Genomic DNA, 23,063 nt, shown 5'->3' with positions numbered 1-23,063 from the left:
TTGACACATGACCGACGAGAAGACCGGACGCCGACGGGTCCTGCTGAAGCTCTCGGGAGAGGCGTTCGGCGCCGGTTCCCTGGGCGTGAACCCCGACGTCATCAGCACCATCGCCAAGGAGATCGCCGTCGCCGCCCGAGAGGTCGAGGTGGCCGTGGTGGTCGGCGGTGGCAACTTCTTCCGCGGCGCCGAGCTCTCGCAGCGGGGGATGGACCGGGGTCGAGCGGACTACATGGGCATGCTCGGGACCGTCATGAACGCCCTGGCGCTCCAGGACTTCCTCGAGCAGGCCGGCGCCGCCACCCGCGTGCAGTCGGCGATCAGCATGACGCAGGTCGCCGAGCAGTACATCCCGCGTCGCGCCGAGCGTCATCTCGAGAAGGGCCGTGTCGTCATCTTCGGTGCCGGTGCGGGCCTGCCGTACTTCTCGACCGACACCGTCGCCGCCCAGCGTGCGCTCGAGATCGGCGCGGACGAGGTCCTCGTCGCGAAGAACGGCGTCGACGGCGTCTACTCGGCCGACCCGAAGAAGGACCCCACCGCCGAGAAGCTGCACCACGTCACGTACCAGGACGCGCTGCTCCGGGGCCTCAAGGTCGTCGACGCCACCGCGTTCTCGCTGTGCATGGACAACGGCATGCCGATGCACGTGTTCGGCATGGAGGGCGAGGGCAACGTCCGCGCCGCGATCCAGGGCGAGCGCATCGGCACCGTCGTGAGCAACTGACCGGCGCACGACCGCCGACTGACTAGACTCGACCCGTACCGAAGGAGAACCACCGTGATCAGTGACGTCATGACCGAGGCGACCGAGAAGATGGCGAAGGCCGTCGACGTCGCGAAGGACGACTTCGCCACCGTCCGCACCGGCCGTATCAACGCCGCGCTCTTCCAGAAGATCCCGGTGGAGTACTACGGTTCGCCGACGCCCCTCGCGCAGCTGGCCTCGCTCCAGACGCCCGAGGCACGCACGCTCATCGTGACGCCCTACGACAAGACGGCGCTCAAGGAGATCGAGCGTGCGATCGCCACGTTCCCGAACCTCGGGGCGAGCCCGACGAACGACGGCGAGATCGTCCGCGTGACGATCCCGGAGCTCTCGGCGGAACGCCGCAAGGAGTTCGTGAAGATCGTCCGTGGCAAGGGCGAGGACCACAAGGTCGTGCTGCGCAACATCCGCCGCCGGGCGAAGGACGACCTCGACGCGCTGAAGGGCGAGGTGTCCGACGACGACATCGCCCGCAGCGACAAGGAGCTCGACGCGCTCACGAAGAAGCACGTCGACCAGATCGACGACGCGCTGAAGAAGAAGGAAGCCGAACTCCTCGAGGTCTGATGCGCCGTCCGGACCAGGGCGACGACCGCCCCACATCAGATGACCGCCGCATGACGGGGTTCCGACAGGACTTCGATGCGCGGGCGAGGGCGGCGCGGAGCGACTTCGAGGCGCAGATCCGTCAGCGCCGTGCGGAGTTCGGAGCGCGGAACGAAGCGCTCACCGCGCGGACCGGTCGGAACCTCCCGGCGGCCATCGCGATCGCACTCGCGTTCGCGGTGGTCATGCTCGGCTCGCTCCTGGTGTTCAAGCCGGTGTTCATGCTGGTCGCTGCGTTCCTGCTCGGGCTCGGCGTCTACGAACTCGCGAGTGCGATGCGCTTCGCCGGGCGCGACGTCCCGCGCATCCCGAGTGTCGCGGTCGCGGTGGGGATGGTCCCGGCTGCGTTCCTCGGCGGTCAGGACTGGGCGCTGTCCACGCTGCTCGGCGGCGTGGTGGTCATCTCGGTGTGGCGGCTCGTCGAGGTCGCCCTCTCGCGGCCGAGGCCGTCGGCACGGAACGTGTTCCGCGACCTCACGAACGGGTTGTTCGTCCAGGCGTACGTGACGCTGCTCGGTGCCTGCGTGGTGCTCCTGTCGGCGCAGGACCGGGGCGAACTCTGGGTGATCGCGTTCATCCTCGTGGTGGTCGCGGTCGACACCGGTGCCTACGCCACCGGGATCAACCTGGGCAAGCACCCGATGGCTCCGCGCATCAGCCCGAAGAAGACCTGGGAGGGCTTCGGGGGATCGGTCGCGGCGAGCATCGTCGTCGGCATCCTCGTGACCTGGCTGATGCTCGGCCTGCCGTGGTGGACGGGCATCATCCTCGGTGTGCTCATCTCCGGGTCCGCGACGCTCGGCGACCTGACGGAGTCGATGATCAAGCGCGACCTCGGCATCAAGGACATCTCGTCGTTCCTGCCGGGGCACGGCGGTCTGCTCGACCGGATCGACAGCATCCTGCCGTCCGCGGCGATCGCGTACCTGATGTACCTCGTCGTCGTCCGGTGACGCGAGCCTGAGGTCCCGTCCCGCGCGTCCAGGAAGTGCTCTGGCACAGGACTGGCACAATGGCGCCGTGCCTTCGACGTTCCCGACTGCCCCCCGCTCGGTCCTCGGCTACGACGCCGACGAGGTCGAGCGTTTCCTCGAGGATGCTCGCCGTGCCTACACGGCCAACGACAGCGCCCCGGGGATCGAAGCGGCCAAGATCCGCCGAACCGCCTTCTCGATGAAGAAGGGTGGCTACTCGACGCAGCACGTCGACGCCGCGCTGGAGCGGCTCGAGGACGCGTTCGCGGCGCGCGAGCGGGAGCGCGAGATCGCCGACATCGGGCAGAAGGCCTGGTACGCGGAGGCCCGTGGCAAGGCGTCCGACGTCGTCGCCCGACTCGGCCGCCCCGACGGCCAGCGGTTCCAGCGGGTGAACTTCCTGACGACCGGGTACCACCCGAAGGACGTCGACGCATTCTCGCGCCGGCTGCACGGGTACTTCAAGGACGGCAAGCCACTGAGCCTGACCGAGGTCCGTTCGATCGTGTTCCGCCCGAAGCACGGCGGGTACCGCGAAGCGCAGGTCGATGCGCTCCTCGACGCGGTCGTCGAGGTCATGCTGGCGGTGCGCTGACCGCTCACGGTCGCCGGACCTCGCCCGGCGAGGCGTCCACGCCGCCCGTCGAGAATCACCGTGCCCGGGTGCTTCGCTTTCCGTGATCGTTCCGTTATCCTGGACGGACTCATGGGCAGGCACACGGCAGACACTCGATCCGACCGCGGAACCCGCGAGCTGCACGATCACGCGATCGTCAGTGAGCGCCGAGCGGCGATGAACCGACCTCGCACGGCGGAGACCACGGTCGTCCGTCCCACCCCGACCCCGCAGGCGGAGCAGCGCGTCGCTCCAGTCATCGCCCCGGTGTCGGTCGCCGCGAACCGCGTGTCCGACGCCGATGCCGCGCACGCCGCGGCCGTGGTCGCTGCGCCGTCCGCTCGGATCGTCCGTCGTTCGCGTGCCCGGTCGCTCGCGCCGTCGAAGCCGACCACCCCGCGGTCGTTCAACGGCTTCGTCCGCCAGCGCTCCACGATCCCGGCCCTGTCGTTCTTCGCGGTGTCGGCGTTCGTCGGTGGCTCGCTGTTCAACCCGATGCAGACCGACGCCGCCACGGCCGCACCGGTGCTGGCTCCGGCGCCGATCGCCACCCCGCAGCAGTTCTCCGCGCACGGCACCTACGGTGACTTCGACGCCGCTCGCGACGGGTTCGACGTCGTCAAGCCAGCGCCGAAGCCGACGCCGACCCCCTCGGCCAGCGCGACGCCCGACGCGGACGACACGGCTGCCACGGCCACGGCGGACACCGAGTCGACCGACGACGCCCAGCCTGCAGCGAGCACGCCGCTCGCCGCCACTGCCGCGACCCCGGACCCGGGCAGTGCCCAGGCCATCGCGCAGCAGATGGTGACGGCCCGTGGCTGGGGCAACGACCAGTACAGCTGCCTGGTGTCCCTGTGGAACAAGGAGTCCGGCTGGCGGGTGAACGCCTACAACCCGAGCGGTGCGTACGGCATCCCGCAGTCGCTCCCGGGCAGCAAGATGGCCAGCGCCGGAGCCGACTGGCAGACGAACCCGGCCACGCAGATCACGTGGGGCCTCAACTACATCACCGGCGTCTACGGCACGCCCTGCGGTGCCTGGGCGCACAGCGTCTCCTACAACTGGTATTGATCGGCGGTCGCGGTGCCGCGGAGCAACCGGCCGCGTCGCCCGCGTGGCCGCGGTCACGAGGACGTGCCGGAGGGCGCGGGTCTCGAACGGCTGATGGGCGGCTGGCGCCGGACGGAGTTCCGGCGCGGCCGTGAGTGGTCCGTGCAGCCGATCTCGGCAGTGTCGGCGCAGAAGGAGTACCTGTGCCCCGGCTGCGGGCTGACGATCGAGCCCGGTACCGCACACGTCGTCGTGTGGCGAGCGGACGGCGTCCTCGGTGACGCCGCCGACCTCGCTGCCCGTCGGCACTGGCACCACCACTGCTGGAGCATCGCATGACGACCGAGCACACTGACGACGACTCGACGACCGTCGACGAGATTCGGTCCGGGACGGTACTGCCGGCCCGACGGTCCGACGTCGAGCTCGTCACCGACGACCACCTCACCCTCGTGGGGGAGCTCGCCGAACCGCTCGATCGTCCCGCGCGAGGGACCGTCGTCACACTGCACCCGCTGCCGACCGCGCACGGCTTCATGGACTCGCACGTGCTCAAGAAGGCTGCGGCTCGCCTGCCGGAGCTGGCGGACATCGCGGTCCTGCGCTTCAACTTCCGCTCGGTCACCTCACCGAGGGGGACCTCCGAGGGCAGCTTCGGTGACGGGGTGTCCGAAGGCTTCGACCTGCGAGCAGCCGTGACCGAGGTCGTCGACCGGGGCCTGCCGACACCGTGGCTCGTCGGGTGGTCCTTCGGGACGGAAGTCATCCTCAAGCACGCTCTCGAGCACGTCGAAGCCGGTCACGTGGCCGGCGTGGTCCTGCTCTCGCCACCGCTGCACCGCACGACCGACGACGAGCTCGCACGTTGGGCGGACGTCACCGTGCCGGTGGTCGCACTCGTGCCGGAGCACGACGACTTCCTCGTGCCCGACGCAGCTGCCCGCCGGTTCGCCATCGCACCGACGGTCCGGGTCGTCCCGGTCGCTGGCGCGAAGCACCTGTGGGTGGGGGAGAAGTACGTGCGGACCGTCCTCGACGCCGTCGCCGACCTCGTCGTGCCCGGCACTGCTCCGCTGCCGACGCACTGGGCGGCGTCGGGCGATCCGTCCTGAGCCGGACGCCCTGACGTCGTCGGACCGGGCTCGAGCGTGGTGCCCACCACGAGGACGCTCGCGGTGCACACCGGACACCTGCCGGCCAGCCGACCCGGTGCGGGGCGCTCAGCGCTCGGCGTCGTCTCCGGCCGGGACGGGTCGTCCGGCGACGCCCTGCTCGTCGATCACACCGGCCGCGTGGGTGAGGACGCCGCGGAGGTTCTCGAGGTAGCCGGCCACCGCCTCCCGTTCGGTGCGGATGGCGCCGAGGCGGTCCTCGGCCTCGGCCAGCAGGACCGCGGTGCGCTCCTCGGCATCGGCAACCAGTCGGTGTGCGCGCTCCTGGGCGTCGCGGACGAGGTCCGCCGCGCGCTCCTGCGCATCGCTCTCCTGCTGCCGAGCGAGGTCGGCGGCTTCCCGCTCGAGGCGGTCGGCGGTCTCGCGTGCGGCGGTGGCGCGGCGGGTCGCCTCGGCGAGCTGCAGGTTCGCTTCGTCGAGGTACTTCTGCGTCTCGGTCACCGTCGCACGGTGTCGCTCCAGGTACTCCTGCTCGGCGTCGTCGCGGCGTGCTGCCAGCTCTGTCTCGAGTGCTGCCCGGGCCTCGTCGCGCTCGCGCTCCACCGTCGCCCGGACCTCGTCGCGCTCCTGGGCGAGCGCGGCGCGCGCGGTGTCGATCTCCTGTCGCAGTGCCGTGCGCTCGGCGAACAGCTCGTCGAGCTCGGCGCTGCGACGGTCGGCGATCTCGGTGTCGACCTCGGCGTGCTCGCGCTCCCGACGAGCGGCGAGCTCGTTCTCGTGCTCGCGGGCGGCCCGCTCGGCAGCGGCCTCGGCTGCCGCGCGCTCCCGTTCGATGCGGGCGAGGTGCTCGGCGGTCTCGCGCTCGATCCGGTCCGTCGTCTCCTGGACACGACGGGCGTTTTCGGCCGCGGTCTGCTCGGTGTCGACGCGGAGCTGGGCGCGGGCCGCTTCGAGCTCCTGCTCGAGGGCGGTCCGGGCGCCGGCGAGTTCGCGCTCCCAGGCGGCTCGGGCAGCTGCGAGGTCCTCGTCGAGGTCGCGGCGGCGGTCGTCGATCTCCGCGGTGAGCTCGGCGCGTCGGCGCTCGACCTCGGCGGCCAGGTCGGCGCGTCCGGTCTCGAGTTCGAGTTCGAGGGCCCGGCGGGCTTCGCCGTGCTCGCGCTCCCACGCGGTCCGGGCCTCGGTCAGCGTGCGGTCGAGGGCGTCGCGGCGCGTGCGCTCCTCGCGGTCGAGGTCGTCGAGGCGGCGGGTCTGGTCGGCCTCGAAGACGCTGCGACGGTGCTCGGTCTCGCGGTCGAGATCGGCGGCGGCGCGACGGGCCTCGGCGGATTCGCGCTGTGCGGCCTCGCGCAGCTCGGCGACTTCGTGCTCGACCTGGGCGCGGAGCGCGTTCGTCTCGCGGATGGCGACCGATCGGACCTCGGCGGCCTCGGTGACCGCCGCACCGCGCAGGGCGGCCGCTTCGTTCCGGGCGTCATGGACGAGGATGCCGGCTTCGGCTCGGGCGCGCTCCAGCGTGTCGGCGGACTCGGCGCGCGCACGGGACAGTTCGTTCGCCGCACGCGTGCGGGCGTCCTCCAGGGTGTCGTGCGCTTCGTCACGGGCTTCGCGGAGTGTGCGCTCGGCCTCGGTGCGGCTCGTGGCACGCAGGCGCTGCGCGTCGATGTCGGCCTGGCTGATCAGTCGGGTGGCCTGTTCCTCGGCGACACGCAGGGTCGACTCGAGTCGGGTACCGAGACCGCTGTAGGTCGGGGTGCCGGCCTCGTCGAGCTCGCCCTGCAGGTCGGAGACGCGGGACTGCAGGAGACGGATCTCCTTCGCCGCTTCGGCACGGTCGGTGTTCGACTTGATCAGTTCGCGGCGGAGGTCGTTCAGAGCCCGTTCGACCTCGTCCTTGCGGTACCCCCGCAGCTCGGTCCCGAACTCTGCCTCGTCGTTCGCCACGTGTCGCTCCCTGTGGTCGTCCCGGACCGCCCCGTGCAGTCCGGACCCCGATTGTAGTGGTGCGCCTACGTGGGCCCCTGAGGCGTCGGGCAGAGCGCGGGGATGCGCCTCACAGCTGTCCTGGGTAACCTGGGCCGTTGTTTCGCGCGCCGATCCCCCCACCCCGGCGCGGAGGGAGAGAGTTCCGTGCGATTCGTCCTGGCGATCGTCAGCTTCGTCATCGGGGTGCTCCTCGTCGGCCTCGGCGTCGGGCAGCGGACCGTGTTCGCGCCCCCGTCCTCGATCGTCGCCGCGACGAGCGGGACCGCGTCCGCGCCGGTCACCGTCATCCCCGGCAGCGTGCTCAACGCCAACCCCGGGTACCAGCGCATCAACGTCTCCGGCGCGGACGAGGTCTTCGCCGCGTACGGGAAGACGTCCGACGTCGACGCCTGGGTCGGTGACGCCGCGCACACCACCCTGCGGTACGACGCCGACGACAGCTCCCTCGTCGGACGCACGACGGGCAGCGCGACCGAGGTGCCGGACCCGAAGGGCAGCGACCTCTGGTACCAGGAGTACGACGACGCCACCCAGTTCACCGTGCGGCTGCCCGCCGACGTGTCGCTCGTCCTCGCGTCAGACGGGTCGGACCCGGCGCCGTCGGACATCTCACTGACCTGGCCGCGGGACACCGCCACGCCCTCGGTGGGTCCGCTCCTCACCATCGGCGGCCTGTTCGTCCTCGGCGGTGTCGTCCTCCTCATCTGGGCGTTCCTGCACCAGCGCCGTTCGCGTGGTCCGCGTCGTCGGAGCGGGGGTGGGCGACCGCCGCGCGTCCGCGCCTCCCGTCGTGCCGCTGCCGCCGGCGCACAGGTGCCCGCCCGGAGCCGGCGCGGGCGCCGGTCGTTCGTCGCCGTGCCCGTGCTCGTCGCCGGTGCGCTCGTGCTGAGCGGTTGCTCATCCGAGTACTGGCCGCAGGGCGGTGGCGATGCCGGGACGACCCCCACGCCCACCGCTTCAGCCACCGGTGCCGCGGCAGCGACGCCGGCGACCGCAGCGACGAAGCAGCAGATCTCCCGCATCGTCTCCCGCGTCGCCGAGGTGGCGGAGCAGGCCGACGCCGACAAGGACGCCGACCTCGCCGGGTCGCGGTTCGCCGGGCCGGCCCTCGAACTCCGGAAGGCGAACTACGCCATCCGCAACGCCGACGCCGAGGCCAAGGCGCTGCCGGCGATCGCGGCGGACGACGTCTGCGTGGCGCTGCCGGAGCAGACGGACACCTGGCCCCGGACGGTCTTCACGGTCGTGGCGGCGGACTGCTCCGACGCCGAGACGGCACCGCAGGCGTTGACGCTCGTGCAGCAGGACGCGCGCTCCGACTACAAGGTCGAGTACGCCGTCTCACTCGAGGCCGACGCGCAGCTGCCGTCGCTCGCTCCGACCTCCGTCGGCGCCGCGCAGCTCGCCCCGGACTCGAAGCTCCTCGCGCTCGCACCGGACCAGGTCGCAGCGGCGTACGGTGACATCCTGTCGAAGGACTCCGAGAGCGCCTCCGCCGACCTGTTCGCCGGCGAGGGCGACGACCTCCGCACCCGGATCGGGAAGTCCTACAAGGACGAGAAGGCGAAGTCGCTCCCGGACACGGCCGACATCGAGTACTCCTCCGAGGTGCCGGCCGGCACGCCACTCGCACTCGCGACGAACACCGCGGGCGCCCTGGTGTCGGTCGACCTCAACGAGATCGAGAAGGTCACGCCGACGGCCGACGGCGCGAAGGTCAACACCGAGGGTGCCGTGAAGGCGCTGTCCGGTGTCGACTCGAGCACGAAGGGCGTGACGGCGACCTACGGCGTGCAGTTGCTCTTCTCCGTGCCCCCGGTGGGCTCGGACGACAAGATAGAACTCCTCGGGTTCACCCAGGGCCTGATCGCAGCGAGTGAGGTGCAATGACCAACGTCCCCCCGACCCCGTCCAGCTTGCGTGGAGCGGTCGACCTCTCGTCCCTCGTCGACCGGGCGCAGCGACCGCCGCAGGGTGCCGGCACCCCGTCCGCCGGTGCGCCGTCCGGATCCGCAGCCGGTGTCCCGGCCGCCGGCGCCGGTCCTGCGGACGACGGCGTCGTGAGCGTCCCGTCCCTCGTGATGGACGTGACGGACCAGAGCTTCCAGGACATCGTCCAGCTCTCCACCGTCGTCCCCGTCATCGTGGACATCTGGGCGGAGTGGTGCGGTCCGTGCAAGCAGCTCTCCCCGGTCCTCGAGCGTCTGACGGAGGAGTACGCGGGCCGACTCGTGCTGGCCAAGGTCGACGCGGACACGAACCCCCAGCTCGTGCAGGCGTTCCAGGCGCAGTCGATCCCGACCGTGGCCGCCGTCATCGGTGGTCGTCCGCTCGGCCTGTTCGTCGGCGCGCTGCCGGAGGCCGAGGTCCGTGACGTCCTCGAGCAGGTGCTCCAGGCCGCCGAGCAGAACGGCATCGCCGGCCGTGTACAGGTCGACGGCGCCGCGGACCCCGCCGCCGACGCCGAGCAGGGCGAACCGGAACCCGAACCGCTGCCGCCGCACCACCAGGCCGCGTACGACGCGATCGAGGCCGGCGACTACGCCACCGCGATCGCCGAGTACCGCACCGCGATCCTGCAGGACCCGCACGACCAGATGGCCGTGGCCGGTCTGGCGCAGGTGTCGCTGCTCGACCGGCTCTCCGGCAAGACCGCCGACGAGATCCGAGCAGCGGCTGGTGCCGGTCCGTCGGACGTCGCAGCACAGCTCGCGGTCGCCGACCTGGACATCAGCGGTGGGCACGTCGAGGACGCGTTCGGACGGCTCCTCGACCTCGTCCCGACGGTGTTCGGCGACGACCGTGAAGCGCTCCGCGTGCGGCTGGTCGAGTACTTCGAGCTCATCGGTGCCGAGGACCCGCGCGTCGTCGCCGCCAGGCGGCGGCTCGCCAACGCGCTCTACTGAGCCGGACCGCGCGCGACGCGACACGAGCGAGACGGGAGGCCCGGTACCAGCTGGTACCGGGCCTCCCGTCTCGCTCTGCGGGGTGCTACTCGGCCAGGCGCAGCCAGACGGCACCCAGCGGGGGGACCACGAGGTTCGCCGAGGCCGGACGGCCGGCCCACGGGACGTCCTCGGCCTGCACCGCACCGAGGTTGCCCACACCGGACCCGCCGTACGCCGAGGCGTCGGTGTTGAGCACCTCGTTCCAGGTGCCCGCGGTCGGGAGGCCGAAGCGGTGCTCCACGGGGACGCCGGAGAAGTTGACGAACACGGCGATGCGCTCGTCGCCCGCCTTGCGCAGGAACCCGAGCGTCGAGTGCGGTGCGTCCCCGCCCTCGAGCCACTCGAAGCCGTCCTGCGTCGCGTCGTGCGTCCAGAGCGCCGGGTTGTCCTTGTAGACGCGGTTCAGCTCGGCGACGAGGTCCTGCACGCCGCGGTGCCCCGGGTCGTCGAGGAGCCACCAGTCGAGGCCGTTCGCCTCGCTCCACTCGGACGGCTGCGCGAACTCCTGGCCCATGAAGAGCAGCTGCTTGCCGGGGTGCGCCCACATGAAGGCCAGGTAGGCGCGGACGTTCGCGAGCTTCTGCCACTCGTCGCCGGGCATCTTGCCGTAGAGCGAGCCCTTGCCGTGCACGACCTCGTCGTGGCTGATCGGCAGGGTGAACTGCTCGCTGAAGGCGTAGACGAACGAGAACGTGATCTCGTCGTGGTGGTACGAGCGGTAGGCGGGGTCACGCTCGACGTACTGGAGCGTGTCGTGCATCCACCCCATGTTCCACTTCTGGCCGAAGCCGAGACCGCCGGCACTCGTCGGCTGCGTGACGCCCGGCCACGAGGTCGACTCCTCGGCGATCATCACGATGCCGGGGTAGCGCTTGTAGGCGGTCGCGTTGGTCTCCTGCAGGAGCGAGATCGCCTCGAGGTTCTCGCGGCCGCCGTGGATGTTCGGCAGCCACTCGGTGCGGGAGTAGTCGAGGTAGAGCATCGAGGCCACGGCGTCGACGCGGAGGCCGTCGATGTGGAACTCCTCGAGCCAGTACAGCGCGTTGGCGACGAGGAAGTTGCGCACCTGGGGCTGCCCGAAGTCGAACACGTGGGTGCCCCAGTCGAGCTGTTCGCCGCGGCGGGGGTCCGGGTGCTCGAACAGCGCGTAGCCGTCGAACTTCGCCAGTGCCCACTCGTCCTTCGGGAAGTGCCCGGGGACCCAGTCCATGATGACGCCGATGCCAGCCGAGTGCAGCCGGTCGATGAGGTACCGCAGGTCGTCGGGGGAGCCGAAGCGCGCCGTCGGCGAGTAGTAGCCGGTGACCTGGTAGCCCCACGAGCCGCCGAACGGGTGCTCGGCGAGCGGCAGGAACTCCACGTGCGTGAAACCCGTGTACTGCATGTGCCCGATGAGGTCGTCCGCGACCTCCCGGTAGCTGAGGCCCGGACGCCACGAGCCGAGGTGCACCTCGTAGATGCTCATCGGGCGGTCGTGGGTGGTCGTGGCGGCGCGTTCGGCCATCCATCGGTCGTCGCCCTCGGACCACGTGTGGTGCGCACTCGTGATCACGGACGCGGTGAGCGGCGGCACCTCGGTGCGGCGGGCGAACGGGTCGGCCCGCTCCACCCAGCCGCTGTCGGTGAGGATCTGGAACTTGTACCGCTGGCCCTCGAGGGCACCCGGCCAGAACAGCTCCCAGACGCCGAGGTCGTTGAGGCGGCGCATCGCGGTGGTGCGGCCCTCCCAGCCCTCGAAGTCGCCGATCACGCGGACGGCGGTGGCGCGCGGTGCCCAGACGGCGAACGCGACGCCCTCGACGTCGTCCACGGTCTGCACGTGGGCGCCGAGGTGGTGCCAGAGCTGCTCGTCACGGCCCTCGCCGAAGAGGTGCAGGTCGAGTTCGCCGAGCGTGGGCGGGAAACGGTAGGCGTCGTCGGTGGTCCAGGTGTCGCCACCCTCGTAGTCGGCCTCGACGCGGTAGCGGCCGAGCTCGCCGGCGGTCGCTCCGGCCCAGACGCCCTCGCCCTCGTGGCGCAGTTCGACGTCGTCGCCGTCGGGGCGGACGACACGGACGGCGGTCGCCAGGTGGCGGACGACGCGGACGCTCGTGCCGCCGTCGACGGCGTGCGGGCCGAGGACGTCGTGCGGCTGGGACCAGCGGCCCTCGGCGACCTGCTGGCGGATCCACTCGTCGACCGGTGCGGGGACCGGCTCGGTGGTGCTGGTGGTGCCCGCCGTGGTCGGCGCGGGGGCTACGTCCGTCCGGGAGGCGCTGGTCGCCTCCGCCCCGGTCGGCGCGTCCGCGGCCAGGCCGCCGGCGAGCGTCGCCGACTCCGGCACGTCGCGCGAGGGCGACTCCGGCTGCGCAGCGGGCGCGCCCGGCAGGTCCTCGCCCGGAGCCGAGGTCTTCGGCTCGAAGCGCTCGGCGGCGCGTTCAGCGGGGGACTCGGTCGACCGGCGGGGGAGCGCGGGCGGCGGGGGCGGGACCGGGGGCAGGCCGGGGCCGTTCTGGGCGGACTTCTGCTCCGGTGTGTTCGGGTCGGTCATCGGTGCGGTCCTTCCACGACGAGCAGGTGCACGGGCTCCTGGAAGGCATCCAGGCGCACGTAGTTGGAGGTGCCCCAGGTCCAGCGGGCGCCGGTCACGACGTCACGGACGTCGAACTCGGTGCCGGGCTCGAGCCCGAGGGCGGTGAGGTCGAGGTGCACGGTCGTCTCCCGCGCGGAGTGCGGGTCGACGTTCGCCACGACGATCACGGTGTCGTCCCGGCCCGACCGGTTGTACTGCCCGGGCAGGTGCTTCGAGTACACGACGATGGCGTCGTCCTCGGCGGCGTGCACCGTGGTGTTCCGCAGCTGCCGGAGCGCGGGGTGCGCCGACCGGAGGCGGTTGAGCATCGTCACGTACGGGGCCAGGCTCGCGCCCTCGGCCTCGGCGAGCGCGAAGTCACGCGGCTTGTACTCGTACTTCTCGTTGTCGATGTTCTCCTCGGAACCCGGCCGGGCGACGTCCTCGAAGAGCTCGTAGCCGGAGTACATGCCCCACGTCGGGGCCCCGGTCGCGGCCAGTGCGGCGCGCACCTTGTACCCGGCACGGCCGCCGTACTGCAGGAACTCGGTGAGGATGTCGGGCGTGTTCACGAACAGGTTCGGGCGCAGGTACGCGCTCGTCTCGTGGGAGAGCTCGTCGAAGTACGTCTCGATCTCCTCCTTCGTGTTCCGCCACGTGAAGTACGAGTACGACTGCTGGAACCCGGTCTCGGCGAGCGCCCGCATCATCGCCGGGCGGGTGAACGCCTCCGCGAGGAACACGGTGTCGGGGTGCTCGTCGCGGACCTCGCGGATGACGCGCTCCCAGAACCAGAGCGGCTTGGTGTGCGGGTTGTCGACGCGGAAGATCCGGATGCCGAACGCGATCCAGTGCCGCAGCACGCGCAACACCTCGGCGACCAGGCCCTCGGGGTCGGTGTCGAACTGGATCGGGTAGATGTCCTGGTAGCGCTTCGGCGGGTTCTCGGCCGTGGCGATGGAGCCGTCGGCGCGGACCGTGAACCACTCCGGGTGCTCGGTGACCCAGGGGTGGTCGGGGGAGCACTGCAGGGCGAAGTCGAGCGCGACCTCCATGCCGGTGTTCTTCGCCGTCTCGACGAAGTCGCGGAAGTCGTCCTCGGTGCCGAGGTCGGGGTGGATGGCGTCGTGCCCACCCTCGGGGCCACCGATGGCCCAGGGGCTGCCGGGGTCGTCCGGGCCCGCGGTCAGGGTGTTGTTGGGTCCCTTGCGGGCGGTGGTGCCGATCGGGTGGATCGGCGGCAGGTAGACGACGTCGAAGCCCATCCGGGCGACGGCGGGGAGACGACGGGCCGCGGTGCGGAAGTCACCGCTCTTCCACGAGCCGTCCGGGTTGCGCTTGGCGCCCTCGCTGCGGGGGAAGAACTCGTACCAGGCACCGACACCGGCGCGGGTGCGCTCGACGTCGAGCAACTGGGTCGCGGAGACCGTGCGCAGCGAGGTGAGCGGCGACTCGGCCAGTTCGGCGACGATGCGGGGGTCGTCGACGGCGGAGAGGCGTTCGGCCGGGTCGAGGTCCTCGTCACGGACACGGGCCGCTGCACGGGCGGCGGCGGGCGAGTCGGTCTCGGCGGCGAGCCGGTCGAGCAGCGCGGCACCGTCGAGCAGGGTCGCCTCGGTGTCGACACCGGCGGCGATCTTCAGCCGGGCGCCGTGCACCCAGCTGGCCCAGTCGTCGGAGAACGACTCGACGTGCCACTCCCAGACGCCGACGCCGTCGACCTGGACGGTCGCTTCGTAGCGGTCGGTGCCGGGTGCGACGAGGGTCAGCGGGACGGTGCGGGTCGCGCCGTCGGGCCGGACGAGGACGAGGTCGGCGCCGATGACACCGTGCCCCTCCCGGAAGACGGTCGCGCCGAACGTGATCACCTCCCCGTCGAAGCCCTTGCCCGGGAAGCCGTTCGGCGTCGTCGGGGCGAGTTCGGTGATCGGGATGCGCCCGATCTTCGGACGCCGGGGTCGGTCTACGGAGGCCACGGAGCAGACGCTACCCGGCTGGGCCGTCCGTGTTCCCCGTTTGGTGTTCCGGGACTCGCGGACCGGGGGTGGCGCGACGGGCCGTCAGACGACCTCGAAGACGTGGATGCCGGGTCCGTAGGCGGTGAAGACGGTCCCGGCGGGGCGGTGTCGGTCGTGGTCCCGGTGCTTCTCGCTCGACCACGCCAACCGGTAGGCGAAGACGTCCTCGCGGGCCGGCAGCGTGAGGTCGCGGGTCCGTCCGCTGCCGTGCACGACGACGAGCACCCGGTCGTACGGCTCGTGCTCCGGCGTGGACTCGACGAAGTACTGCAGCGCACGGTGGATGGGCTGGTCCCATCCCTCGGCGGTCATCGGCAGGCCGTCCGGGCCGTACCAGGTCATCCGGGACGCCGACGGCGTGGTCTGCCCGGGGACGCCGAAGCGCGACGGGCGGAGTGCCGGGTGCGCGGCGCGGAGCCGGGTGAGGGCGGCGACCGTCTCGGTCATGGACTCGGCGTCCTCGTCGTCGGACCAGTCCACCGGAGTGAGGTCGTCCGAGACGACGTAGGCGTTGTTGTTGCCGTTCTGGGTCCGGCTGCGCTCGTCACCGGCGGTGATCATCGGGACCCCGGCGGACAGCAGCACGGTCGCCATCAGGTTCCGCATCGACCGCCCGCGGGCAGCACGGACGCCACGGTCGGCCGTCTGCCCCTCGATGCCGTGGTTGAAGGACCGGTTGTCGTTCGAGCCGTCGCGGTCGTCCTCACCGTTCGCCCGGTTGTGCTTGTGGTCGTACGACACGAGGTCGTGGAGGGTGAAGCCGTCGTGGGCGGTAACGAAGTTGACGCCGGACAACGGCCCGCGCTCGGCCCCGAACAGGTGGCGCGACCCCGTGAGGGCGCCGGCGAGCCCGCCGATCCCGGTGTCGGGTGCGCCGCGCCGACGTTCGTCGGCGACGTCCTCGAGCCAGAACTTCCGCACGGTGTCCCGGAAACCGTCGTTCCACTCGAGGGTGCGCGCGCCGAACGACCCGGTCCGCCACCCGTCCGGTCCGACGTCCCACGGCTCGGCGATGACGAGCGTGTCCTGCAGGTCCGGGTGGGAGCGGATGCGATCGAGCAGCGGGTGCTCCGGGTCGAAGACGTGGTCGGCGTCCCGGGCGAGCGCGGCCATCAGGTCGAAGCGGAACCCGTCGACCTGGACCTCGCGCGCCCAGTAGCGGAGGCTGTCGACGACGAGGTCGGCGGTCGCCGCCACCGAGGTGTCGAGCGTGTTGCCGCAGCCCGTGGTGTCGTAGTAGCCGTCGGTGTCGTTCCAGCGGTAGCGGTTCGCCCCGTCGATGCCACGGAGCGACGTGGTCGGGCCGCCGAGCCCTTCCTCTGCCGTGTGGTTGTACACGACGTCGAGGACGACCTGGATGCCGGCCTCGTGGAGCAGCCGCACCATACCCTTGAACTCGCGGAGGACACCGTCGGCACCGGCTGCCCGCGCGGCGGCGGAGGCGTGACCGGCGTGCGGGGCGAAGAAGCCGAGCGTGTTGTAGCCCCACGCGTTCTCACGGCCGGCCTCGCGGAGCCAGCGTTCGGTGTCGAAGGCCTGCACGGGGAGGAGCTCGAGCGTCGTCACCCCGATGCGCTGCAGGTGCGCGATGGTGCTCTCGTGCGCGATGCCGGCGTACGTGCCGCGGAGGTCAGCGGGGACGGCGGGGTTCGCGCTCGTCAGGGTCCGGACGTTCGCCTCGTACACGACTGCGCGGTCGCGGGGCACCTCGGGCTTGCCGACCCCGCCCCAGTCGAAGCCGTCGTCCACCACGACGCTCGTCCAGCGGGGAGCACCGGCCGCGTCGTCGGTCGCGCCGTCCGCGCTCGTCGCGACGATGCCGCGCGCGTACGGGTCCAGGAGCGGCCGTGTCGGGTCGAACTCGTGCCGTGGGCCGGTCGGCCCGTCCACGAGCAGGTGGTAGGTGTCACCGACCTGCACGCCGGGGGTCACCGCGGCCCACAGGTCCGTCTCGCCCTGACGGGCCAGTTCGAAGCGACCGCGGCCGTCGACGACCACCGCCGCCGCGGTCGCCGTCGCCGACCGCAGCGCGAACCGCCGGTCGCCGCCGTCGAGCCGGAAGCCCGGAATGGTCTCGATCGCCGTCTCGTACACGCCACCAGGGTACGAGGCCAGCCGGGTATCCTGAAAACGCTCCAGAAAGGGGTACCCCGTGCCCGTCTACCTCGACCACGCCGCGACCACGCCGATCCTGCCCGCGGCGCTCGCCGCGTTCACCGACGCGCTGGCCACCGTCGGCAACCCGTCGTCGATCCACAGCGCCGGCCAGCGCGCCCGGATGCTGCTCGAGGACGGTCGTGCCCGGGTCGCCGCGTCGCTCGGCGCCGACCCGGTGGAGGTCGTCTTCACCTCCGGCGGCACCGAGAGCATCAACCTGGCGGTGAAGGGCCTGTTCTGGGCGCGGCAACGGGACCGTCGGCGTCCGCGCATCGTCGTGCCCGCCGGCGAGCACCACGCGACGGTCGACACCGTCGATTGGCTGGAGCGACACGAGGGCGCCGTCGTCGACGTCGTCCCGCTCGACGCCCAGGGCCGCGTCGACCTGGCGGGACTGGAGGCCCGACTCGCCTCCGCCGACGACGTCGCCCTCGTCACGTTCCTGTGGGCGAACAACGAGGTCGGCACCGTGCAGCCCGTCGATCGGATCGTCGCCCTCGCACACGCGGCCGGCGTCCCGGTGCACAGCGACGCGGTCGCCGCCTACGGCCAGGTCCCGGTCGACTTCGCCGCATCGGGTCTCGACGCGCTGAGCGTCTCGGCGCACAAGATCGGCGGTCCGGTCGGCGTCGGTGCACTCGTGCTCGGCCGCCGGGCCGTCGTCGAGCCCCTCATCCACGGCGGTGGTCAGCAGCGCCAGGTCCGGAGCGGCACGCAGGACGCGCCAGCCGCCGCCGCGTTCGGGGTCGCCGCCGCAGCACCGCACGCCGACGTCCGACACCTGCGTGACCGGCTCGTCGCCGGGGTCCGGGCCGCGGTGCCGACCGCGGTGCTGATGGGGGATCCGGACGACCGGCTCCCCGGCAACGCGCACTTCACGTTCCCGGGCTGCGAGGGGGACTCGCTGCTGTTCCTCCTCGACGCCGCCGGGGTCGCGGTGTCCACCGGATCGGCGTGTCAGGCCGGCGTGCCGGAGGCCTCGCACGTGCTGCTCGCGATGGGGCTCAGCGAGGACGACGCGCGCGGTGCGCTCCGCATCACACTGGGGCACACCTCGACGGACGACGACGTCGACGCGTTCCTGGCGGCGCTGCCCGCTGCGGTGGCGCGCGCGGGTGCCGCCGGCATGGCGTCCCGGGAACCGTCGCTCGGACGCTGACCGGCCGACCCGGTTCCGCGAGCGGCGGGACGGAGCCGGTCCGGTCCTCCCGGCCGGGAAGCGCCGGTAGGATCGGGGACCATGGTCGAACTGGACATCGCCGAACAGCTCAACGCACTCCGCGTGACCTTCGGGAACATCCGCTCGGTGGTCGACGTGGACCGCCTCGAGCGTGAGATCGCGGAGCTGAGCGAGCAGGCCGGCGCGCCCGACCTGTGGGAGGACACCGACCACGCGCAGCAGGTGACGAGCGCGCTCGCCCACCGGCAGGCCGAGCTGAAGAAGCTCACGGCCACCGAGCAGCGCCTCGACGACCTCGAGGTCCTGGTCGAGATGGCGAACGAGGCGGAGGACCAGGAGTCCGCCGACGAGGCGATCGCCGAACTGGCCGCGATCACCAAGACCATGGGCGAGCTCGAGGTGCAGACCCTCCTCGACGGCGAGTACGACGACCGGCCCGCCGTCATCACCATCCGCGCCGGTGCCGGTGGTGTCGACGCGGCCGACTTCGCCGAGATGCTCATGCGCATGTACCTGCGGTACGCCGAGCAGCACGACCAGAAGGTCACCGTGATGGACACCTCCTACGCGGAGGAAGCGGGCATCAAGTCCGCCACGTTCGAGGTCGACGGTCCGCACGCGTTCGGCACGCTGTCGGTCGAGGCCGGCACGCACCGTCTGGTCCGCATGTCGCCGTTCGGTGCCGCGGGCAAGCGCCAGACGTCTTTCGCCGCGGTCGAGGTCATCCCGCTCATGCCGGAGACCGCCGTCATCGACATCCCGGAGAACGACATCCGCGTCGACGTGTTCCGTTCGTCCGGGCCCGGTGGGCAGTCCGTCAACACGACCGACTCCGCCGTGCGCCTGACCCACCTGCCGACCGGCACCGTCGTGTCCATGCAGAACGAGAAGTCGCAGATCCAGAACCGGGCCGCGGCCATGCGCGTGCTGCAGTCGCGCCTCCTGCTCCTCAAGAAGGAAGAGGAGAACGCGAAGAAGAAGGAACTCGCCGGCACGATCACGGCCAGCTGGGGCGACCAGATCCGCAACTACGTGCTCGCGCCGTACCAGATGGTCAAGGACCTGCGGACGGAGTACGAGGTCAACAACCCGTCAGCGGTGTTCGACGGCGACCTCGACGGCTTCATCAACGCCGGCATCCGCTGGCGGAAGCGTCCCGACGAGGACTGAGCGGCGAGCCAGGGCCGATCTGACCGAGCTCGCTGGTTCCTCCAGCCGCGCGCCTGGAGCGGGATCACCGGTTCGCGACCTACCCTGATCCGGTCATGATCAAATTCGACCAGGTCACCAAGGTGTACTCGGGCAACCCGAGTCCCGCTCTCGACAACGTCACCCTCGAGATCCTCAAGGGTGAGTTCGTCTTCCTCGTCGGTGCGTCCGGCTCCGGGAAGTCGAGCTTCCTCCGGCTCGTCCTCAAGGAGGAGAAGCCCTCCCGCGGGCAGATCCACGTCCTCGGCCAGCGGCTCGGCGCACTGTCGTCCCGCAAGGTCCCGTACTTCCGTCGCAACCTCGGCGTCGTGTTCCAGGACTTCCGGCTGCTGCCGAACAAGAACGTCTTCGACAACGTCGCGTTCTCGCTGCAGGTGATCGGCAAGAGCAAGGGCTTCATCAGCGAGTCCGTCACCGACGTCCTCAAGCTCGTCGGGCTCTCCGGCAAGGCGACCCGGATGCCGCACGAACTCTCCGGTGGCGAGCAGCAGCGCGTCGCGATCGCCCGCGCGGTCGTCAACAAGCCGGCTGTCCTGCTCGCCGACGAGCCGACGGGCAACCTCGACCCGACGACCTCGGCGGGCATCATGGCGCTCCTCGAACGCATCAACCAGGGAGGCACGACGATCCTCATGGCCACGCACGACGCCAGCATCGTGAACCAGATGCAGCGACGGGTCATCGAGCTCTCCGGCGGCACGGTCCTCCGTGACGAGCAGGCCGGCGGCTACCAGACCCAGGCGCTGCCGATCCAGCGTGGCACCGTGTCGAACACCACCGGCATCCAGACGATCCCGGGGCTCATCCGATGAGGCTCGGTCTCGTCATGGCCGAGGTCGGCTCCGGCCTCCGCCGGAACGCCTCGATGGTGGTGTCGGTCGTCCTCGTCACCTTCATCTCGCTGACCTTCGTCGGCACCGCGATCCTGCTCCAGATGCAGATCAACCAGATGAAGGGGTACTGGTACGACCGTGCCCAGGTCGCCGTGTACCTGTGCACCGACACCGACACCACGGGCAACTGCACCGGCGCGAAGGCCACCGACGACCAGCGCGCGCAGATCAAGCAGCAGCTCGAGTCGTCGACGCTGCAGCCGTACATCGAGAAGTCGTACTTCGAGGACCAGCAGGACGCCTACACGCGGTTCAAGCAGCAGTTCAAGGACTCGCCGGCCACGGAGTTCGTCAAGCCCGAGTACCTCAACGAGACCTTCTGGGTGAACCTGAAGAACCCGTCGCAGGCGGACGTGCTCGTCGAGAGCCTGTCGAAGGTCGCGGGCGTGCAGAGCGTCGTCGACCAGCGCGGGTACCTGCAGCCGATCTTCAACCTGCTGAACGCCTCGTCGTACACGGCGATCGGCATCGCGTCCCTCATGCTCATCGCGGCGGTGCTGCTCATCGCGACGACGATCCGGCTGTCGGCATTCTCGAGACGCCGCGAACTCGGCATCATGCGGTTGGTGGGCGCGTCGAACCGCTTCATCCAGACGCCGTTCGTGCTCGAGGGGGTGATCGCCGCCGCGGTGGGCGCTGTCCTGGCTGGCGGCGCGATCCTGGCGGTGGTGTGGTTCTTCGTCCGGAACTACCTGACGAAGCGCTTCTCGGGCACGGCGTTCATCGGGATGGACGACGCGGCCATCGTCGTCCCGGCGGTGATCGTGATCGGCGTGATCCTGGCGGCGGTGTCGGCGTCGATCGCCATCCGCCGCTACCTCAAGGTCTGACCCGGCGGCTCCGACCGCCCACGACGGGCCCGTGGACCGGGAAGGTGCGCGGGCCCGTCGGTGTTCGATATGCTGGGCGGCTCGCAGGGGCGAGCGCACACCATCGAGAAGGAGCCGGGCATGGCGAAGGAACGCGGGGAGAAGGTCGTCGCGACGAACCGTCGTGCGCGCCACGACTACCTCATCGAGGACACGTACGAGGCCGGCATGGTCCTCAGCGGCACCGAGGTGAAGTCCCTGCGCGAAGGACGGGCGTCGCTCGTCGACGGGTACGCCTTCGTGGACGCGGGAGAGGCCTGGCTCGACGCTGTGCACATCCCCGAGTACACCGAGGGGACGTGGAACAACCACGCGCCGCGACGCAAGCGGAAGTTGCTCCTCCACAAGCAGGAGATCGTGAAGATCTCGCACAAGACGTCGCAGGGTGGCTACACCCTCGTCCCGATGAAGATCTACTTCTCGGACGGTCGAGCCAAGGTCGAGATCGCGGTCGCGAAGGGCAAGCGCGAGTTCGACAAGCGCCAGGCGCTGCGCGAGAAGACCGACAAGCGTGAGGCCGAGCGGGCCATGCGCTCACGGAACCGTCTCGGCGAGTGATCAGCCGGGCCGACTAGCGTCGACACCGTTCAGTCGGTAGACTGAACAGCTGCCTGCACCAGTACCCTCCGGGGCCGCAGGCGTGACAACTCAACAGCGTGACAGTGGTCCGCACGACGGCCTGCATGGGGATGATCGGTTTCGACATCGCCTGTGTGCCGACGGGAAGCGGGCCGAGGACCCACGGTCATCTCGTCAACGATCCGTGGAAAACAACAAGTGCCAATTCCAAGCGCACTGACTTCGCTCTCGCTGCGTAAGCAGCCCAGCACATGAAGTCCGTCGGCCAGGTGATCGTTCCCTAACCTGAGTCCGGCGTCATCCAGGGGACTTGCTGCGCGGTTGTGCCTCAGGGCCGCGCGGGACTTGCACTGAGACTGGGCCTGTCGTCCGAGAAGCCGGTAGCAACGGACGGGGCCGAGCAGAACGCACATCCGGATACGCCCGTAGAAGACGTCGAATTGCAGCGATGGACGGGGGTTCGATTCCCCCCATCTCCACCACCTGCCGATCGTCGGACCACTGTCACGTGAGTCGTCACCGAACGCCCCGCACCGTCCCCGGACCGTGCGGGGCGTTCTGCATGCCCGGGCGTTCTGCTCGTCCGGGTGCTGACGGCGGCCTGCCCGTTCGTGGAGCTGCCGGGCGCGAGGACTACGCTCCGGGGCACGGTACGGCACCCCGCCGACGCCGTCCCCGAGCGAGAGGTACCCCGTGCAGGAGATCGCGATCCGAGTCCGACTGCGAGAGCAGGACCGTCTGGGCCTGGCCGAGTACGAGCGCATCGTCGCCTCGGTCGCCTCGGTCGCAGCCGTCGTCGCCTGGCTGCCGACACCCGACGCACGCCTGGTGCTCCGTGGGCGGGGTGCCGAGCCGGTCCGGCTCGAGACGATGTCCTACGGCGCGGTCTTCGAGATGCTCGTGGTCCTGGACCAGCGGGATCCCGCGGTCGAGAAGGCAGCCGCAGCGGTCGCCGCGCTGGTCGAGTCCGTACGCCACGAGCACGTCGAGGACGACGTCGCCGGTGTCGCGGGTGAGCTTGACCGGCTCGACCGTTCGGCTCCGCGCGGCCGGAGCCAGCCGGAGCGCGCGCTGCGGACCTTCCTCGAGTCCGCGCGTGCGGACGCGTTGGCCCGTCGGTCGACGACGAGGCTCCGGGCCGCCCAGGCGCTGCTGCGACTGGCCGAGTCCGGTGCCGAGATCGTGGTCGAGCGGGTCGAGGACGCGCTCGCTCCGGTGGCCGAGGAGCAGGCGGTCGACGTCCTCGCGGACACCGGCAGAGCGGTGGTCGTCGAGCCGGTCGACGGGGTCGCGGCCCCGGACGACGACGACGCAACGAGCGGGGTCGCGGACGTGGACCAGCAGGACGGCGGCAAGAAGTCGGACAAGAAGAAGTCGGACAAGAAGAAGTCGGACAAGAAGAAGTCGGACAAGAAGAAGGACGGCAGCAAGCAGTCCGACAAGAAGACGTCGGACAAGAAGAAGGACGCCGGCAAGAAGTCGGACGAGAAGCAGGACGGCGGCAAGAAGTCGGACAAGAAGAAGTCGGACAAGAAGAAGTAGCGAG

19 protein-coding genes and 1 other RNA gene are annotated in these 23,063 nt (G+C 70.8%); 16 read left to right on the top strand and 4 right to left on the bottom strand.

Features of this window, described 5'->3' with window-relative positions:
- The first annotated feature begins 7 nt into the window (after positions 1 to 7).
- From pyrH to DEJ18_RS09035, 7 genes are all read left to right on the top strand, one after another.
- The gene (gene pyrH / locus DEJ18_RS09065; RefSeq protein ID WP_111210818.1) at positions 8 to 727 is read left to right on the top strand and encodes a UMP kinase; all 720 of its coding nucleotides are present in this window, start codon (positions 8 to 10) and stop codon (positions 725 to 727) included.
- Between the two features lie 54 nt (positions 728 to 781).
- Entirely contained in the window at positions 782 to 1,336 is a 555-nt protein-coding gene (gene frr / locus DEJ18_RS09060) for a ribosome recycling factor (RefSeq protein ID WP_111082476.1), read from the top strand.
- Positions 1,337 to 1,386: 50 nt separating this feature from the next.
- Entirely contained in the window at positions 1,387 to 2,328 is a 942-nt protein-coding gene (locus tag DEJ18_RS09055; protein WP_111210817.1) for a phosphatidate cytidylyltransferase, read from the top strand.
- 67 nt (positions 2,329 to 2,395) lie between these two features.
- Positions 2,396 to 2,944: a DivIVA domain-containing protein gene (locus tag DEJ18_RS09050; RefSeq protein WP_111082478.1), complete on the top strand. Its 549-nt coding sequence runs from the start codon at positions 2,396 to 2,398 to the stop codon at positions 2,942 to 2,944.
- A 198-nt stretch (positions 2,945 to 3,142) separates the two neighbouring features.
- Positions 3,143 to 4,039 (top strand): aggregation-promoting factor C-terminal-like domain-containing protein, encoded by an 897-nt coding sequence (locus DEJ18_RS09045; protein WP_258376952.1) that lies wholly within the window; start codon positions 3,143 to 3,145, stop codon positions 4,037 to 4,039.
- A 12-nt stretch (positions 4,040 to 4,051) separates the two neighbouring features.
- On the top strand, positions 4,052 to 4,357 hold the full coding sequence (locus DEJ18_RS09040; protein ID WP_284177268.1) for an Rv1322 family protein: 306 nt from the start codon (positions 4,052 to 4,054) through the stop codon (positions 4,355 to 4,357).
- Entirely contained in the window at positions 4,354 to 5,130 is a 777-nt protein-coding gene (locus tag DEJ18_RS09035; RefSeq protein WP_111210816.1) for an alpha/beta hydrolase, read from the top strand. The genes DEJ18_RS09040 and DEJ18_RS09035 overlap by 4 nt, the downstream gene beginning before the upstream one ends.
- Before the next feature lie 108 nt (positions 5,131 to 5,238).
- Here the strand turns inward: DEJ18_RS09035 and DEJ18_RS09030 are convergent, their stop codons facing one another.
- Positions 5,239 to 7,071, bottom strand: coding sequence for a coiled-coil domain-containing protein (locus DEJ18_RS09030; protein ID WP_111210815.1), 1,833 nt, complete (start codon positions 7,069 to 7,071; stop codon positions 5,239 to 5,241).
- Between the two features lie 186 nt (positions 7,072 to 7,257).
- On the opposite strand from DEJ18_RS09030, the gene DEJ18_RS09025 reads away from it, so the two are divergent.
- Positions 7,258 to 9,003 (top strand): DUF8094 domain-containing protein, encoded by a 1,746-nt coding sequence (locus tag DEJ18_RS09025; RefSeq protein ID WP_111210814.1) that lies wholly within the window; start codon positions 7,258 to 7,260, stop codon positions 9,001 to 9,003.
- On the top strand, positions 9,000 to 10,019 hold the full coding sequence (locus DEJ18_RS09020; protein WP_111210813.1) for a tetratricopeptide repeat protein: 1,020 nt from the start codon (positions 9,000 to 9,002) through the stop codon (positions 10,017 to 10,019). The genes DEJ18_RS09025 and DEJ18_RS09020 overlap by 4 nt, the downstream gene beginning before the upstream one ends.
- Positions 10,020 to 10,104: 85 nt before the next feature.
- Here the strand turns inward: DEJ18_RS09020 and glgB are convergent, their stop codons facing one another.
- The 3 genes from glgB to DEJ18_RS09005 all read right to left on the bottom strand — a co-directional run bounded on the left by glgB (position 10,105) and on the right by DEJ18_RS09005 (position 16,724).
- A complete protein-coding gene (gene glgB / locus DEJ18_RS09015; protein WP_258376951.1) occupies positions 10,105 to 12,591 on the bottom strand; it encodes a 1,4-alpha-glucan branching protein GlgB in 2,487 nt (828 codons plus the stop codon).
- Positions 12,588 to 14,588, bottom strand: coding sequence for a maltotransferase domain-containing protein (locus DEJ18_RS09010; protein WP_258376950.1), 2,001 nt, complete (start codon positions 14,586 to 14,588; stop codon positions 12,588 to 12,590). The genes glgB and DEJ18_RS09010 overlap by 4 nt, the downstream gene beginning before the upstream one ends.
- Before the next feature lie 84 nt (positions 14,589 to 14,672).
- Positions 14,673 to 16,724 (bottom strand): glycogen debranching protein, encoded by a 2,052-nt coding sequence (locus DEJ18_RS09005; RefSeq protein ID WP_111210812.1) that lies wholly within the window; start codon positions 16,722 to 16,724, stop codon positions 14,673 to 14,675.
- A 58-nt stretch (positions 16,725 to 16,782) separates the two neighbouring features.
- Here DEJ18_RS09005 and DEJ18_RS09000 point away from each other — a divergent pair, with 58 nt between their 5' ends.
- The 7 genes from DEJ18_RS09000 to DEJ18_RS08970 all read left to right on the top strand — a co-directional run bounded on the left by DEJ18_RS09000 (position 16,783) and on the right by DEJ18_RS08970 (position 23,059).
- On the top strand, positions 16,783 to 17,946 hold the full coding sequence (locus DEJ18_RS09000; RefSeq protein WP_111081592.1) for a cysteine desulfurase family protein: 1,164 nt from the start codon (positions 16,783 to 16,785) through the stop codon (positions 17,944 to 17,946).
- An 81-nt stretch (positions 17,947 to 18,027) separates the two neighbouring features.
- Positions 18,028 to 19,137: a peptide chain release factor 2 gene (prfB, locus tag DEJ18_RS08995; RefSeq protein WP_111081593.1), complete on the top strand. Its 1,110-nt coding sequence runs from the start codon at positions 18,028 to 18,030 to the stop codon at positions 19,135 to 19,137.
- 95 nt (positions 19,138 to 19,232) lie between these two features.
- Positions 19,233 to 19,988, top strand: coding sequence for a cell division ATP-binding protein FtsE (gene ftsE / locus DEJ18_RS08990; RefSeq protein ID WP_111081594.1), 756 nt, complete (start codon positions 19,233 to 19,235; stop codon positions 19,986 to 19,988).
- Complete coding sequence (gene ftsX, locus DEJ18_RS08985) at positions 19,985 to 20,899, top strand: permease-like cell division protein FtsX (protein ID WP_111081595.1); 915 nt, start codon at positions 19,985 to 19,987, stop codon at positions 20,897 to 20,899. Before ftsE ends, ftsX begins: the two co-directional genes overlap by 4 nt.
- 120 nt (positions 20,900 to 21,019) lie before the next feature.
- Positions 21,020 to 21,496, top strand: coding sequence for an SsrA-binding protein SmpB (gene smpB / locus DEJ18_RS08980; RefSeq protein ID WP_111052779.1), 477 nt, complete (start codon positions 21,020 to 21,022; stop codon positions 21,494 to 21,496).
- Between the two features lie 127 nt (positions 21,497 to 21,623).
- Positions 21,624 to 21,999: a transfer-messenger RNA gene (gene ssrA, locus DEJ18_RS08975) on the top strand.
- A 211-nt stretch (positions 22,000 to 22,210) separates the two neighbouring features.
- On the top strand, positions 22,211 to 23,059 hold the full coding sequence (locus DEJ18_RS08970) for a hypothetical protein (RefSeq protein WP_111210811.1): 849 nt from the start codon (positions 22,211 to 22,213) through the stop codon (positions 23,057 to 23,059).
- The last annotated feature ends 4 nt before the right edge of the window (positions 23,060 to 23,063 follow it).

It is taken from the genome of Curtobacterium sp. MCSS17_015 (assembly GCF_003234265.2).
Lineage (GTDB): Bacteria > Actinomycetota > Actinomycetes > Actinomycetales > Microbacteriaceae > Curtobacterium.
This window is presented reverse-complemented; position numbering and strand designations above follow the sequence as displayed.